At 36.3% G+C, this 16,404-nt stretch carries 13 protein-coding genes and 2 tRNA genes; 6 read left to right on the top strand and 9 right to left on the bottom strand.

Translation table 11 applies throughout. The features are described 5' to 3' along the window. The first annotated feature begins 12 nt into the window (after positions 1-12). Entirely contained in the window at positions 13-1,929 is a 1,917-nt protein-coding gene (locus BMX53_RS00940; RefSeq protein ID WP_074744176.1) for an ABC-F family ATP-binding cassette domain-containing protein, read from the top strand. 112 nt (positions 1,930-2,041) lie between these two features. Here BMX53_RS00940 and BMX53_RS00935 read toward each other — a convergent pair. Next, positions 2,042-2,114 (bottom strand) — tRNA-Met (locus BMX53_RS00935). Positions 2,115-2,456: 342 nt separating this feature from the next. Between BMX53_RS00935 and BMX53_RS00930 the strand changes: the two genes are divergently transcribed. Further along, positions 2,457-2,894, top strand: coding sequence for a hypothetical protein (locus BMX53_RS00930; protein ID WP_038984732.1), 438 nt, complete (start codon positions 2,457-2,459; stop codon positions 2,892-2,894). Positions 2,895-2,922: 28 nt separating this feature from the next. Here BMX53_RS00930 and BMX53_RS00925 read toward each other — a convergent pair whose 3' ends face one another. The 3 genes from BMX53_RS00925 to BMX53_RS00915 all read right to left on the bottom strand — a co-directional run bounded on the left by BMX53_RS00925 (position 2,923) and on the right by BMX53_RS00915 (position 4,670). Then, complete coding sequence (locus BMX53_RS00925) at positions 2,923-3,753, bottom strand: hypothetical protein (RefSeq protein ID WP_074744174.1); 831 nt, start codon at positions 3,751-3,753, stop codon at positions 2,923-2,925. Between the two features lie 111 nt (positions 3,754-3,864). Then, positions 3,865-3,937 (bottom strand) — tRNA-Met (locus BMX53_RS00920). Positions 3,938-4,013: 76 nt separating this feature from the next. Beyond that, positions 4,014-4,670: a CatB-related O-acetyltransferase gene (locus BMX53_RS00915; RefSeq protein WP_074744172.1), complete on the bottom strand. Its 657-nt coding sequence runs from the start codon at positions 4,668-4,670 to the stop codon at positions 4,014-4,016. Positions 4,671-4,792: 122 nt separating this feature from the next. Here BMX53_RS00915 and era point away from each other — a divergent pair, with 122 nt between their 5' ends. From era to BMX53_RS00900, 3 genes are all read left to right on the top strand, one after another. Further along, positions 4,793-5,680 carry a GTPase Era gene (gene era, locus BMX53_RS00910; protein ID WP_074744170.1) on the top strand — a complete coding sequence of 296 codons (888 nt, stop codon included), beginning with the start codon at positions 4,793-4,795 and terminating at the stop codon, positions 5,678-5,680. A gap of 66 nt (positions 5,681-5,746) precedes the next feature. After that, positions 5,747-7,057, top strand: a complete 1,311-nt coding sequence (der, locus tag BMX53_RS00905; RefSeq protein ID WP_038984738.1) for a ribosome biogenesis GTPase Der — start codon at positions 5,747-5,749, stop codon at positions 7,055-7,057. A 60-nt stretch (positions 7,058-7,117) separates the two neighbouring features. Further along, a complete protein-coding gene (locus tag BMX53_RS00900; protein WP_074744168.1) occupies positions 7,118-9,859 on the top strand; it encodes a TonB-dependent receptor in 2,742 nt (913 codons plus the stop codon). A gap of 459 nt (positions 9,860-10,318) precedes the next feature. Here the strand turns inward: BMX53_RS00900 and BMX53_RS00895 are convergent, their stop codons facing one another. Genes BMX53_RS00895 through BMX53_RS00875 form a run of 5 tightly spaced genes read right to left on the bottom strand, consistent with a single transcriptional unit; the run spans position 10,319 to position 13,513 of the window. Further along, positions 10,319-11,155 carry a TPM domain-containing protein gene (locus tag BMX53_RS00895; RefSeq protein ID WP_074744166.1) on the bottom strand — a complete coding sequence of 279 codons (837 nt, stop codon included), beginning with the start codon at positions 11,153-11,155 and terminating at the stop codon, positions 10,319-10,321. A gap of 4 nt (positions 11,156-11,159) precedes the next feature. Further along, complete coding sequence (locus BMX53_RS00890) at positions 11,160-11,600, bottom strand: TPM domain-containing protein (RefSeq protein ID WP_074744164.1); 441 nt, start codon at positions 11,598-11,600, stop codon at positions 11,160-11,162. 10 nt (positions 11,601-11,610) lie between these two features. Next, on the bottom strand, positions 11,611-12,195 hold the full coding sequence (locus BMX53_RS00885; protein WP_074744162.1) for a LemA family protein: 585 nt from the start codon (positions 12,193-12,195) through the stop codon (positions 11,611-11,613). A gap of 11 nt (positions 12,196-12,206) precedes the next feature. Next, positions 12,207-12,536, bottom strand: a complete 330-nt coding sequence (locus BMX53_RS00880; protein WP_038984745.1) for a MerR family transcriptional regulator — start codon at positions 12,534-12,536, stop codon at positions 12,207-12,209. After that, positions 12,536-13,513, bottom strand: coding sequence for a M23 family metallopeptidase (locus BMX53_RS00875; protein WP_038984746.1), 978 nt, complete (start codon positions 13,511-13,513; stop codon positions 12,536-12,538). Before BMX53_RS00875 ends, BMX53_RS00880 begins: the two co-directional genes overlap by 1 nt. Before the next feature lie 224 nt (positions 13,514-13,737). Here BMX53_RS00875 and alaS point away from each other — a divergent pair, with 224 nt between their 5' ends. Beyond that, complete coding sequence (alaS, locus tag BMX53_RS00870; protein WP_074744160.1) at positions 13,738-16,365, top strand: alanine--tRNA ligase; 2,628 nt, start codon at positions 13,738-13,740, stop codon at positions 16,363-16,365. Positions 16,366-16,404 lie beyond the last annotated feature (39 nt).

The raw sequence follows: 16,404 nt of genomic DNA, 5'->3' as shown, positions 1-16,404 counted from the left end.
TAGAATCTAAGTATGATAAATATACATAATCTATCAGTGTCATTCTCTGGTACGTATTTGTTTGAAAACGTTACATTTCGCATCGGTGCGGGTGATCGCGTAGGTTTAGTTGGAAAAAATGGAGCTGGTAAGTCTACTATGCTTAAGTTATTAGCAGGTGATATAGAGTCTGATACAGGTAGTATGGCTATGGAAAAGGATTTGCGTATCGGATTCTTAAGACAGGATATTGATTTTATACCTGGACGCACAGTATTAGATGAAGCATACCAAGCTTTCGTAGAGATTAAAAAAGTTGAAGCTGATTTAGATAATGTAAATAAGGAATTAGCAGAACGTACAGATTATGAATCTGAAAGTTATAGTGAGCTTATTGAAAAGTTGAGTGATCTAACTCATCGTTTTGAGATTATTGGTGGATATAACTACGTTGGTAATACAGAAAGAGTATTACTAGGTCTTGGATTTAAACGCGAGGAGTTTAATAACCAGACAGACACTTTCTCAGGAGGGTGGCGTATGCGTATAGAGTTAGCTAAACTGTTATTACAAGATAACGATGTATTGCTTCTGGATGAGCCTACCAATCACTTGGATATTGAGAGTATTATTTGGTTAGAGCAATTCTTAAAGTCTTATGCAGGTGCAGTAGTTATTATTTCGCACGATAAGATGTTCTTAGACAACGTAACTAATCGTACGATAGAAATATCATTAGGAAAGATATATGACTTTAATAAGCCTTATTCACAGTATTTAGTATTGCGTGAAGAGCTTCGTGAGATGCAGTTAGCAGCTCAGAAGAACCAAGCAAAGAAAATAGAGGAGACGGAGAAGCTTATCGAGAAGTTTAGATACAAAGCAACTAAGGCTTCTATGGCACAGTCTTTAATCAAGAAATTGGATAAAGTTGAGCGTATCGAGGTAGATGAGGATGATAATGCTGTGATGAATATCTCTTTCCCTGTGAGTATTGATCCAGGTAAGGTTGTATTAGAGATAGATAAAGTTACTAAACGATTCGGAGATAAGGTGATCTTTAAAGATATTGACTTATTGATTGAACGCGGAACTAAAGTAGCTTTCGTTGGTCAGAATGGTCAAGGTAAATCTACACTGATTAAAGCTATTATTGATGAGTTTGAATATGAAGGTAACATTAAGTTGGGACACAATGTTCAAATCGGTTATTTCGCACAGAACCAAGCAGATTATTTAGATGGAGAGAAGACTATCTTAGATACAATGCTAGACGCGGCTACAGATGGTAATCGTGTTAAAGTGCGCGATATGTTAGGATCTTTCTTGTTTAGAGGAGACGATGTAGAGAAGAAAGTAAAAGTACTTTCAGGAGGTGAGCGTAATAGATTAGCTCTTTGTAAGATGTTGCTTTTACCGATCAACGTATTGCTAATGGATGAGCCTACGAACCACTTAGATATTAAATCTAAGAATGTATTGAAGAAAGCATTAGAGAACTTTAAAGGAACTTTAGTGTTAGTGTCTCACGACCGTGACTTCTTACAAGGGTTAACGCAGTTCGTTTATGAGTTTAAAGATCAGAAGATAAGAGAGTACTTAGGAGATATCAACTACTTCTTAGAAGAGAGAAACGCACAGAATATGCGTGAGATCGAAAAGAAAACTACGGTAGAGCCAACAAAAGCTGTAGTGGTAGAAGAGAAGAAAGCCCCAGCTTTATCTTATGAAGATCAGAAGAAACAAAAGTCTTTACAAAATAGACTAAGCAAGATCGAAAGTGAAATTTCTGAATTAGAGAAAAAAGTAGCTAAAGATGATGAGCGCTTAGCAGTAGATTATGAAAAGCTTATGGCTGATACTAGCTTCTTCAGCGATTATGAGAAGAAGAAGAAAAAGATAGATGAATTAATGATGGAGTGGGAAGAAATCCACGAACAATTACAATAGAAAAGAAAAAAGGGATTACTTAACGTAATCCCTTTTTCTATAAAATAGGCGTAATAAAGTTATATTATTTCAAGAAAAAACCACTTCATTGCGTGAAGTGGCTCTTACTTAGTAGCGGGAACAGGACTCGAACCTGTGACCTTCGGGTTATGAGCCCGACGAGCTGCCTACTGCTCTATCCCGCGATATTGTGGTGCAAATGTACAACCAATATTTGGGTTGACAAAATAGGACAATTGACAGATATCTTCTTTTAATGGAAATTTGTTAATGATTTACTTGTTTGTTGAAGATGTTTTTTTCTTTTTTTGAGAATAATGTATTTTATATAGGTATTGGTATTAGAAGGTTAGCTTCTTTTTAAGGAAGTTGTTTGAAAGAAGTTTAATTGTTAATTTAAAAAAGATAAAATCTTTTATTTTGTGAATATTTTAGTATTTTAGATACTAGAATTGTAAGGTATAAGCGCTGTTTAATGCACTTGTATAAGTACAATTGAGCAACTCTTATTAACACTTTGCACACTTATGAAAAATATACAGAAGGCTTTTCAATTAATTAGCTACCTACAATATCCCTTTATGCTATTAGCAGTGTTCTATGCTTTTAAACCTATTTATGATATGATAGCCCTAGGTATAAAGGATACCTTTCTTCCTTGTCTTAATTCAGCTTTAATGTTTATGGGAATAGGAGTAAGCTTTTCGGCTCTACAGGATTCGACTAAGACACAGAATAAAATGTCTAAGCGTATCTGGCAGGATGAAAAGAAGGGAGCTATAGCATTATGGATAATGCTTGCTATGACAATATTCTTTTTCGTTGCTGGTGGGATAGGTTACTTTACAGCTACGAGTAGCATTTTAGAAGAAATATCTGTTGGGCTACTTGTTTTAGGGATTGGTTATACAGGATTACTAAGTGTGGCGATAGAAATGTATAAGTACCAACAAGCCAATAAATAGATTACTTATTGTAAAGTATTATGCAATCCTAGTATTGTTTTAGTTCCTGAGTGATATCTCCTCCTTCTTTACGAGGTGTTATCTTTAATTCTTTTGTCTTTGGATACCAGATGCTATAGTGGTTTTTACCTAATACAATATGTTTTTCCCAAGTAATGTAGTCTCCATATAGTAGTAGTGTACAGATGTCTGTAGCTGTTACTAGACTACCTGTGTCATCTGAGTGGCTGTGCATTGTCTTTACTATTGTTTTAGATTCTAGCATACCACTGTCTATAGGTATAATACTTTGGTGCAATTGCTTTTTATTTATTAACTTATTGTCTTGGTCAAAAGTCAATAAATAATCATTGCCAAATATCACTACACCTGCTTCATTAGGCCCTGTAAGTACATATACTTTCTTTTCTGTACCATTGATTAATGGTATAATATTTAATCTACCAATGTTGTAGTGCTTAAAGAAGCTGTCATTTTGAATAATATTGATAGCAGATTCTCTGATACTGTATAGATCTTTTTCTTTAGTCGTAAACTCTCTTTCTTCTAGATTAGTGATTGGTCTGAAGTTATCAGAATTGTTTTGAATTGTGATTGTGCCAATGACGATAGGAGCATCCGAATTAGAGTAGAAGATACATTTAGATAGTTCGTCTTCATTGTATGAGAAATATCCACCTACATTATTTGGATTAGAGTATATAGCTAGAAACTCGTCTGTGCCTTGCCAAGAGGCTTTCTCTGATTTATACAGTTCTATTCCCTCCTTTAATATGGCTTCTTTCTGTATTTCTAGATCATCTTGAGCTATTAAGTTTAATGATAGAAAGGGGAGAAGTAGTATGATTACTTTTCGCATAGTTTTGATTGTGGTGTTTAAACCAACTAATTTACAGATAATTAGTTTTAAATCAAATACCAAGATTAATGCATAAAAAAAGCCACTTCATTTGAAGTGGCTTTTACTTAGTAGCGGGAACAGGACTCGAACCTGTGACCTTCGGGTTATGAGCCCGACGAGCTGCCTACTGCTCTATCCCGCGATATTGTGGTGCAAATATAGAACGAATATTTGGAACTCACAAATGAGTTCCTGAAATATTTCGTTATTTTTTACTTTTATTTACTCTCTAAGCCTTTTAAATACGCATTATGAGCCTTGGTCAATGCTTCAATATCATTGTTACATAGATGGTTAAGTAGCTTGTTGAACTTTTCTTCTGGCCAATCATAAATTTTTAAATCCAGTAATTTTTTTATTACTTCTTCTGAAAATCGCTGTTTTATTGGCTTTGCAGGGTTGCCAGCTACTATTGTATAAGGCTCAACATCCTTTATAACTACTGCTCCAGAAGCGATGATAGCTCCTTCACCGATATTTATACCAGGCATAATCATAGCACGCATTCCTAACCGTGCACCATCACCTATGATTGTATCTCCCTTCGCTTGATAAGCTTCTTGTATAGTATCAATATAAGGATATAGACTAAACCAATCTGTGCGATGTGTATTATTACCACCCATTAGTATCATTACTTCCGCGGCTATACATACATGTGAGCCTATGTACAATTGGTCTATATGCCATTGAGGTTCCCATGTCTTTAGACTATACTCATCTCCATATAAGTAACGCACTACACTATCTTCGAAGCTACCAGACCAGGCATTGCTGTAGTAACTTGTTGTTCCCTTAATATGTATGTTTGGGTTTTTTACAGTTTCGTGTAGGTATTCTACTTTAGACCAATGTTTCTTATTCTCTTCTATCATTTTTTCTTTTCGTTTTATTCATTTTAAAAGCTAAATATATATAAAGTGTTGTTATAAATTTTATTTAATTTTTCCTATGTCATTGATATAAGCTACCTTTGCTCCCGAAAAAATTAAATAATATGACGCATAAAGCTGGTTACGTTAACATTATTGGTAATCCAAATGTAGGTAAATCAACACTAATGAATGCTTTAGTAGGAGAGAGATTGTCTATCATCACTTCTAAAGCACAGACTACTAGACATAGAATATTAGGAATCGTGAATGGAGATGATTATCAAATCGTATTTTCTGATACACCTGGTATTATTAAGCCTGCATACGAATTACAAGAGTCAATGATGGACTTCGTTAAATCTGCTTTTGAAGATGCTGACGTATTAGTTTATATGGTAGAGATCGGGGAGAGAGAGTTAAAAGATGAAGCATTCTTTGCGAGAATTAATAACTCTAAAGTTCCTGTGATGTTGCTTCTTAATAAGATAGACAAGTCTAATCAAGGACAATTAGAAGAGCAGATTACCCTGTGGAGTGAGAAAGTTCCTAATGCTGAGATATTCCCAATATCTGCTTTAGAGAAGTTTAATACACAAGCTGTATATGACCGTATCATCGAGTTGTTGCCAATGTCACCACCTTACTTCCCTAAAGATGCCCTAACAGATAAGTCAGAGCGTTTCTTCGTGAATGAGATTATCCGTGAGAAGATATTACTTAACTATGATAAGGAAGTACCTTATGCAGTAGAAGTAGAGACAGAAGAGTTCTTAGAAGAAGAGAATATTATCCGTATCAAATCTGTTATTATGGTAGAACGCGATACACAGAAAGGGATAATCATAGGACATAAAGGAGCAGCTCTAAAGAGAGTAGGTATTGCAGCTAGAGAAGAGATGGAGAAATTCTTTATGAAGAAAGTTCACTTAGAGCTATTCGTGAAGGTTAATAAAGATTGGAGATCAAGCGACTTTCAGTTACGTCGTTTTGGATATAACCAAAAGAAATAAGGAATAATAAAATAATCATTAAAATATCGCATTGAAACACTAACTTTGCGACATATTAAAATATTTATGAGTAGTATAGTAGCCATAGTTGGTAGACCAAACGTAGGAAAGTCAACTTTTTTTAATCGTTTGATTCAAAGAAGAGATGCCATCGTAGATTCGGTTAGTGGAGTGACACGTGATAGAAACTACGGCAAGTCAGAGTGGAATGGTAGAGAGTTCTCAGTAATTGATACTGGTGGATATATCAAAGGTTCTGATGACGTATTTGAAGGTGAGATTAGACGCCAAGTTTCTTTAGCTATTGAGGAAGCTGACGTAGTAATATTTGTAGTAGATGTAGAAGAGGGTATTACACCTATGGATGCTGAAGTAGCACGTCTATTACGCAAAGAGACTAAACCTGTATTCGTAGCTGTAAATAAAGTAGACAGTGCGAACCGTATGGATGATACTTTCGAGTTCTATAACTTAGGATTAGGAGAGATATTCCCTATCGCTGGTATGAGTGGTAGTGGTACAGGAGACTTATTAGATGAAGTCGTTAAAGCTTTACCAGAAGAAGAAGTAAGAGAGACAGAAGAAGAAGAGTTACCACGTTTTTGTGTGGTAGGTCGTCCTAATGCTGGTAAGTCTAGTTTTATCAACGCACTTATTGGTGAAGATCGTTATATCGTAACTGATATAGCAGGTACTACACGTGATGCTATTGATACGCGTTTTACTCAGTTTGGTTTTGACTTTAACTTAGTAGATACTGCAGGTATCCGTAGAAAATCAAAAGTAAAAGAAGACTTAGAGTTTTACTCAGTAATGAGATCTGTGAGAGCTATTGAGCACAGTGATGTATGTATCCTTATGGTAGATGCTACACGTGGTTTCGAAGGACAAGATCAGAATATATTCTGGTTAGCAGAGAAAAACAGAAAGGGTGTTGTGATCCTAGTAAACAAATGGGATTTAGTAGAGAAAGACACGATGACTACTAAGCAATTTGAAGATAGAATTCGCCAAGAAATAGCGCCATTTACAGATGTGCCTATCGTATTTACTTCGACTGTTACTAAACAACGTTTATTAAAAGCGTTAGAGACAGCTGTAGAAGTATATGAAAACAGAAAAGCGAGAATTTCGACTTCTAAATTTAACGAGGCGATGTTGCCAATCGTAGAGCACACACCACCTCCAGCAATTAAAGGTAAATATATCAAGATAAAATACTGTATGCAATTGCCTACAGCTACACCTCAATTCGTATTTTTTGCTAACTTGCCACAATATATCAAAGACCCTTACAAACGATATATTGAGAATAAGTTAAGAGAGATGTACAACTTTAGTGGGGTGCCTATCGATATTTATTTCCGTCAGAAATAGTAAATTATATATTCAATATAATCCAGCGGTCTTTGTATAAGTACAAAGACCGCTTTTTTTATGAACAGACTTCTTACCTTACTACTATTAATCTTCACTGTGACTGCATACTCACAGAGCACTATCAATGTCTCAGGTACTGTACTTGACAGTCTTAAGCAGCCAGTAGAGGCGGCTACTGTATATCTATCTAAAGAGCGTGATTCGACTTTAGTAGAATATACGATGACAGATGTAAAAGGAAACTTTAAGCTAACTTTTAATAAGCTATCAGAACCCTCTGTCTTAAAGGTGTCTATGGTTGGTTATAAAGACTTCACTAAGAAGTTTAGCAATGGTATATCAGAAGATACAGACATAAAGACATTAATACTTAGAGAATACGGCAATCAGCTAGATGAAGTACTCATCGTAGCAACAGCGCCGCCTATACGTGTAAAGAAAGATACATTAGAGTTTAACGCTAATTCGTTTAAGGTTCGACCTGATGCTAATCTAGAGGAGTTATTAAAGAACTTACCTGGTGTACAGCTAGATGAGAATAAAAAGATAACGGTCAATGGAAAACCTGTCAATGAGATCTTAGTCAATGGAAAGCCATTCTTTAATGAAGACGGAGCAGTAGCCTTAGAGAACTTACCTGCTGAGATTATCAAAAAGGTTCAGGTAACAGATAAAAAAACAAAGAAAGATAAATTTACTGGTGAAAAGAGTAGAACGGATGATGCTAGTATCAATATAACCATAGATGAGGATAAGAATAAAGGGCATTTTGGGCGTGTATCTGGTGGATATGGATCAGATAAGCACTATGAGGCAGGAATGTTCTTAAATACCTTTAATAAACGCAGAAAGATAAGTCTGATCGGTTCGGCCAATAATATCAATGCAGTTGGGTTTTCTATGGATAAGGTCTTTGATAATATGCGTACAGGGCGATCTAGAGGAGGATTGACAGAATCTAGAATGTTAGGACTTAATTTTGTAGAGGATGTGTCTGATAAGTTAAAGATAAATGGAAGTTATGATTATAACTTCGCAGAGACAGAGCAGGCTAATAAGTCATCTACCACTAAGTTCTTACCTTCAGGTCAGTTTAGCACAGATTCTAATTCGTCATCACTGGGAGGTAATGAAGGACATAGAGGTAATGTGTCTATAGATTATATGGGAGATAAAGACGCGTTCTATTTTAGTCCATATTTTAGTAAAGACCACACCTATAATACGAGTGAGAGCAATCAAATCTCTTATGATGAGAAAGGGGAGAAACTAAATAGTAGTAACTCTAGCTCATCTTCTCGAGGTAACTCTAACAGTTTCGGTACATCTGCTAGATATACACGTAAGTTAAAGCAGAAGGGACAGTATTTTAGTGTAGAGTTAAATAATAGTAATCGCAGTGCCACTAATGATGCTTTGAGAGAATCATTGACACAATTCTATCAGTCAGATAAACCTGATGATAGCCGTAGACAGTTCAGACAGAATAATACTACGACAGATAATTATGGTTTATCTCTTGAGTTCACACAGCCTATTACAGACTCACTTCAGATATCTGTAGGTACAGAGTGGAATAGAGCACAGAATATAAATGACCTGCAAGTATTTAATTACAATGAGGCAAACCAAGGTTATACCGACCTAAATATATTAGAGACTAATAGATATACAGATATAGGTACTACTGTAGCTCCTTATGTAAACTTTGCCTTGAATAAGAATAAGTACAATATTAATGTTACTACTAAGACGCAGATTGTTAAGAATACGGCTAATGCTCTGTATAACGCGAAGTGGTATAGTCTAGATAAGCATTATGTAGACCCTAATATCAATGCAATGATTAACTATAGACTGTCTAAGAACAACAGCTTATTTGGTATCTACAGATATAATGTCAACTATCAGAGTGCTACTCAGCTATTAGATATTACAGATATATCTAATCCATTAAGTACTACTATAGGTAATCCAGATCTAAAGCCTACAGGTCAGCATAACGTTAATCTGAGTTATCGATCATATAACTTTCAGACGCGAGCAGGATATAGTATCTCTGCTAATGCATCTATCTATGATAACAGTATCGTAGGATCAGTAATCTATGATGAAGATAAGAAGGCTATCTCTATGTATAAGAATATACAGGGTAACTATCAGTGGGGGATCACAGGTGACTGGTATAAGAATAGTAAGTGGGGAGAGCATGCTCTTAGATATGGTATTATGTTGAGATCTAACCAGACAATTAGCAATGGGTATATAGATGGAGCTACTTATACTGCTACTGGTAATACGATAGGACCACGTGTGTATCTAACTTATGATTACGGTGAATGGGTGTCTATCAAACCGTCATATAACTATAATCACAATACAACGAATTATACTAACTTCTCTGTGGATAAAGCATCTAACTTTACACACAGATTTAATATACAGACGACAACGTATTGGCCAAAGAAAGTGACTTTCGGTAACGACTTTGCTTATAATTACAACTCACAGATAGCTAAAGGATTTAAGAAGGATTTCTTTATGTGGAATATCAGTTTAGCTTATGACTTCTATAAAGATAAGTTTAGCGCTAAGATGAAGGTGTATGATGTATTAAACCAGAATACTAGTAGTACACGTACCATAGACCCGATGCAGATTGTGGATACAGAAAGTTTAGTGCTTAAACGATATGTGATGTTCTCTCTGACTTATAAGCTTAATGAGTTCGCTGGAATGAAGAAGGGAGCAAATAAAGGAAGAGGAGGAATGGGAAGACCAATGCGTGTTATGAGGTAGTAAGTACAATGTATTAAGAGAATAAATTTATTTTATTAGAAATAATAAAGAAGGCAAGTAGAGTATGACTTTCGTTTAGGATATACTTTACTTGCCTTTTTATTGACCTGTCCTAAAAGAACAGTACAGTTTTTAAAACATTAAGAGATGGGTAGAGAACAAAGAAAAAAGGACTAATAAAAAACGGTACAGTACTAAGTGGTATTATTCACTATAGCTGTATCGTTATAGCAGGACGAGATAAGAACAATACATAGTTGGTTAGGGATAGGTCCATAGTGAGTCCATAATGAGTCCATAGTGACTCCATTGTTTTAGGAGATATAATGGAGTCACTATAGAAGTACTATATAGACAATATGCTTTTATCCCAAACTAAAGTCAATAAAAAAAGCAAGTAATATAGACTCTAATGCAGAGTGATATATTACTTGCTTATATATGTTATGTCAGAATGGTTTACCAGCTACCGCTAGATCCTCCTCCAGAGAATCCACCGCCGCCAAAACCTCCTCCGAAGCCGCCACCGCCGCCTCCGAAACCTCCTCCGCCACCGAAGCTACCACCACCACCTCCGCCACCACGGCCAAGGCTGCTTAGTACTAAGATATCTAATAGGGAGCTACCGAAGTCTCTACCGCGGTTATTGCCTCCTCCGCCACCGCCTTTATTGTTCTTATTGCTAAAAACAATACTGAAGATGATCACAAAGATGATTATACCAAGGCATAATAGTCCACCTATGCTATTCTCTCCATCAGCGCGGACAGTTTTGTCTGCTTTATATGTTCCGTTAAGATAATCAAATATTGCGTCAGTACCTTTGTCAAGTCCTGCGTAATAATCATTTCGTTTAAACTCAGGAGTGATAATATTACGGATAATTTCACCGCCTTGTCCAGCTGTGATAAGGTGTTCTACGCCATAACCTGGGTAGATACCTATCTGACGTTCCTTAGCAGCCATTAGGATGACAACACCATTACCTTTTCCTTTTTGACCGATACCCCACTCTTGTCCCCATTTAGGACCTAGTATACCTATATTTTCTCCTTTAAGAGAAGGAATGGTAATCAGGACTATCTGAGTCGAAGTAGAGTCACTGTATGCGATAAGCTTTCTCTCTAGTTGCTTTCTTTGGTTAGCTTCTAGGATAGTAGCGTAGTCATATACAGAAGTCTGTTTAGAGATTGGTGGTGCTTTAGGAATATCAAATTGAGCATAAGTAAACTGTGATAGTAGCACTGCTATTATCACTAGTATGAAATGATATGCTTTTAGTATTAGCTTGATCATTGATTTATGCTTTTGAAATTTCGTTTGGTAATTCGTTTTTATTCTCTTCTGTAGATGGAAAATGTACTTTTAGTTGAGCTCCTGCCTTTAGGATACCGTAGATAAGTCCTTCTTTAAACAGTCCTTGTCTAAAGTGGTTTATCACTAATTCTTTAGTTCCTTCCCAGAAGTTATCTACTTTTACTTTATCGTCTATTCCTTGATCTCCTAGTATTACGAAAGCTTTCGAGTTTGTGCAGATATAGAATAACACACCGTTACGAGCAGTAGTTTTGTCTATGCCTAACTCGAAGAATACTTCTTGGGCTCTCTCATAAGGAGCTTTTTTAGAAGTAGTCTCTACGTGTACTCTTATTTCTCCAGAAGTGTTCTTCTCTGCTTGCGTGATCGCTAGCACGATTTCTTCTTCGTCTGCCTTTGTTAAATAGTCTCTTAGCCCGCTCATAGTTGATAGATTAGAATTTTACTTCAGGTGCTTTCTCTGCTCCAGCTTCTGCTTGGAAGTAAGGTCTTTCTTTATAGTCACTTAAGAAGAACTTATTAGGTACTTTAAGTACATAACTGTTATATACAGCTACAGCATCGTTAAAACGTGTACGTTGAGTTAAAATTTGGTTCTCAGTACTAGCCAATTCGTCTTGTAATTTCAAGAAGTTTTGATTTGTTTTTAAGTCAGGATAGTTTTCAGTTACCATAAGTAATCTACCTAATGCACTAGATACACCAGATTGAGCTTTTTGGAACTCTTGGAATTGTTCTGGAGTTACATTAGAAGGATCTATATTAATAGAAGTTGCTTTTGCACGTGCACTTACTACAGCTTCTAAAGTTGATTTTTCGAAATCAGCAGCACCTTTTACAGTATTTACTAAGTTTCCGATAAGGTCATTTCTACGTTGGTAAGCACTCTGAACATCAGCCCAAGATTTATCTGTAGCTTGTTTATGTCCTAAGGCAGAGTTGTTGTAGTTCATCGACAGCATAAAGTATCCTCCGATAAGTACTACTAATACGATAATAATAGGTAACGCTTTTTTCATTTCTTTTTTATTTAGAGTTCATTTTTAATATTCAATAATGCAGCTTTGATTCCTTCTAGTTTTTGTATGATTTCGAAGTTATCCATAATGTCTTTAGAGTTCTTTTTTAAGTGTTCTTTAGCTCCTTCTAATGTGAAACCTCTCTCTTTCACTAGGTGATAGATCAGTTGTAGATTTTGCACATCTTGAGGAGTGAACATGCGATTTCCCTTAGCGTTCTTTCTAGGTTTGATAATGTCAAACTCTTTTTCCCAGAATCGCAATAGAGAAGTGTTTACGTCAAACGCTTTAGCTAGTTCACCGATGCTATAATAGCGTTTATCAGGTAAGTTTAGTTCCATTAGTCAAGTGATTGATTTTCTTGGTTAGCTTCTTGAGATAAAAGTTCAAATTCTTTAGCAGAGATTTCTCCGTAATAGTAGTTCAGTGGGTTGACCACATTGCCTTGATAGTGTACTTCATAGTGTAAGTGAGGTCCAGAGCTACGCCCTGTACTACCTACATATCCGATGATATCTCCACGTTTTACAGCTTGCCCGGCGCGTGCTTGATACTTGCTTAAGTGGGCATATCTCGTAAGGTATCCGTATCCGTGATCTACTTCGATAAGGTTTCCATAACCCGATAGTTCATTATTAGCACGGATTACTTTACCGTTACCTGTAGCATAGACAGGAGTACCTACTTCGGCAGAGAAGTCCATACCAGAGTGAAACTTCTTAATCTTAGTAAAAGGGTCACTACGATATCCATATCCAGATGCCATACGTTTAAGGTCTTCATTTTTGACTGGCTGTATTGCTGGGATAGAGGATAAGAATTCTTCTTTTTTCTTAGCTAGAGCTATGATGTCATCTAGAGATTGCGATTGTATGGCTACTTGTTTTAGTAGTTGGTCCATCTTCACATTGGTCTCAGTTAGTAGTCTTTCGTTGTTAAGTCCTACGAAAGCTCTATATCTGTTAATACCACCTAATCCGGATTTGCGTTGTTCATCAGGGATAGGTGCTGTATTAAAGTATGCTCTGTATATATCGTTATCACGTACCTCTAGTTCGTCTAGAACTTCGGTGATAAGGTCAAGTTTCTTATTCAGAAGAGTATAGTTGGTTTTAAACTCAGCTATTTCTCTAGCTTGTTTCTTTTCTTTAGGAGTCTGAAGGATATCGCTGTTGATTAAAAAGAATAATCCCATCACACCAAAAATAGCTGCGGTCAATAAAAACAGTAGTATATTACCTAACTGTCTAAACTTTTTAGGACGTATTTTTAGAAACGCTAATTTTTCAGGGTCGTAATAATATTTTACCTTAGCCATATTTTTAAAAAAACACTATTTTTGCACTGTCTTTTTTGTATCTTCTTAGAAGTGCTATCATTGGTTAGCTAACAAATTTAAAAAATGTTTTCGTTATAATGATAGTTTAAGTGCCAAAGAGAATAAAATAAAAGCTAGTTATTCGTTAATTTATAATATGTTTAACAAGTAAGCGAATAACTTAATAATAAGAATTTAAAAGAATAATTTAGTTTCCAAAGGATATGAAATCACAAGAAATTCGTCAGAAGTTTTTAAACTTTTTTGAAGAAAGAGGTCACATGATAGTACCTTCTGCGCCGATCGTTCTTAAAGACGATCCAACTTTAATGTTTAATAACTCTGGGATGGCCCAGTTTAAAGAATATTTCTTAGGAAACGCCAAGCCTAAAAGCAACCGTATCACTGATACTCAAAAGTGTCTTCGTGTATCTGGTAAGCACAATGACTTAGAAGAGGTGGGTATCGATACATACCACCACACTATGTTCGAGATGCTAGGGAACTGGAGTTTCGGAGATTACTTTAAGAAAGAGGCTATCAACTGGGCTTGGGAATTATTGACTGAAGTTTATAAAATCCCTAAAGATATTTTATACGTTACTGTATTTGAAGGTAGCGAAGAGGAGAATGTTCCTTTTGACCAAGAAGCTTATGATATCTGGAGTACGCTTATCGATAAGGATCGTATCCTTATGGGTAACAAGAAAGATAACTTCTGGGAAATGGGGGATCAAGGACCTTGTGGACCATGTACAGAGATACACGTAGATATCAGAAGTGCTGAGGAGAAAGCTAAAGTTACTGGTAGAGAATTAGTAAATGGTGATCACCCACAAGTAGTAGAGATCTGGAATAACGTATTTATGGAGTTTAACCGTAAAGCTGATGGATCTCTAGAGAAGTTACCTGCTCAACACGTAGATACAGGTATGGGATTTGAGCGTCTATGTATGGTGCTTCAAGGGGTACAGTCTAACTATGATACAGATGTATTCTCTCCGCTTATCGCTAAAGTATCTGAATTGACTGGTGGTAAGTATACTATCAAAGCAAAAGATGATGAGGAAGAGAAGATAAATATTGCTATCCGTGTGATCGTTGACCACGTAAGAGCTGTAGCATTCGCTATCGCTGATGGTCAGTTGCCTTCTAACGGTGGTGCTGGATATGTGATTCGTCGTATCTTACGTCGTGCTATCCGTTATGCATTTACATTCTTAGATAAGAAAGAACCATTTATCTACGAATTAGTGGAGGTACTAAGTACTCAAATGGGGGCATTCTTCCCAGAGATCACTAGCCAAAAAGAGTTAGTGAAGAATGTAATTAAAGAAGAAGAAGCTTCTTTCTTAAGAACATTAGAACAAGGATTACACTTATTAGACAACGTAATTAAACAAACTGAAGGTAAGGTAGTATCTGGAGTGAAAGCTTTCGAACTATACGATACATTTGGTTTCCCTATTGACTTAACAGCTCTTATCCTTAGAGAAAAAGGATTTGAATTAGACGAAGCTGGTTTTGACGCTGCTATGTTAGAGCAAAAAACGCGTTCTCGTGCTGCATCAGAGGTATCTACTGATGACTGGACTGTATTAGTACCAGGTAACGTAGAGCAATTCGTAGGTTATGATCAATTAGAGAACGAGGTTAAGATAACTCGTTACAGAAAGATTGACAGTAAAAAAGATGGTAAGTTATTCCAAATCGTACTAGATTCTACTCCGTTCTACCCAGAAGGTGGAGGACAAGTAGGTGATAGTGGTGTATTAGTATCTGCTAATGATACTATCCAAGTTATCGATACGAAAAAAGAGAATAACTTAATATTACATATCGTAAGAGAGCTTCCTGCTAATGTAGAAGGAGCTTTAGTAGCTAAGGTAAATGTAGATGCTCGTAAGCAATCTATGGCTAACCACTCTGCGACTCACTTACTCCACCAAGCGTTGCGTACTATATTAGGTACTCACGTAGAGCAAAAAGGTTCGTTAGTAGCTCCTACACACTTGCGTTTTGACTTCTCTCACTTTGCTAAAGTTACTGAGGAAGAATTAGCACAAGTAGAGGCTTTTGTGAATGAACGTATTCACGAGCAATTGCCATTGATCGAAAGAAGAAGTATTCCTATGGCTCAGGCTATTGCAGAAGGTGCTATGGCATTATTCGGTGAGAAGTATGGCGATGAGGTACGTGCTATCCGTTTCGGTGAGAGTATGGAACTATGTGGTGGTACACACGTACAAAACACTGCTGATATCTGGCAGTTCAAAATTGTAAGTGAAGGTGCTGTAGCTGCTGGTATTCGTCGTATCGAAGCAATCACTAATAAAGCCGCTCGTCAGTTTTACGCTGAACAAGAAGAAACTTTAAAAGAGCTTAAGGCAGTATTAAAGAACCCTCAAGATACTTTAAAAGCGGTGGTATCTCTTCAAGATGAGAATGCTAAACTTAAAAAACAAGTAGAGCAATTATTAAAAGAGAAAGCTAAAAACCTAAAAGGAGACTTAAAAGGTCAAATACAAGAGGTAAACGGAATAGCATTCTTAGCTGTAGAAGTTGATTTAGACGCTTCTGGTGCTAAAGACTTAGCATACGAGTTAGGTAATGAGTACAGTAACTTATATGTATTGTTCGGAAGTGTAGCTAATGATAAACCGATGTTGACTTGTTATGTGTCTAAAGACATCGTAGAAAGCAAAGGTCTAAATGCTGGAACTATCGTACGTGAACTAGGTAAACACATCCAAGGTGGTGGTGGTGGACAAGCGTTCTTCGCTACTGCAGGAGGTAAGAACCCAGCAGGTATGGCAGAGGCTATCGCACACGCTAAAGATTATTTGAAATAATATGTTATAAATAAAAGAAGATTCTCAATAGAGGATCTT

Source organism: Myroides marinus (assembly GCF_900109075.1).
Classification (GTDB): Bacteria; Bacteroidota; Bacteroidia; order Flavobacteriales; family Flavobacteriaceae; genus Flavobacterium; species Flavobacterium marinum_A.
This window is presented reverse-complemented; position numbering and strand designations above follow the sequence as displayed.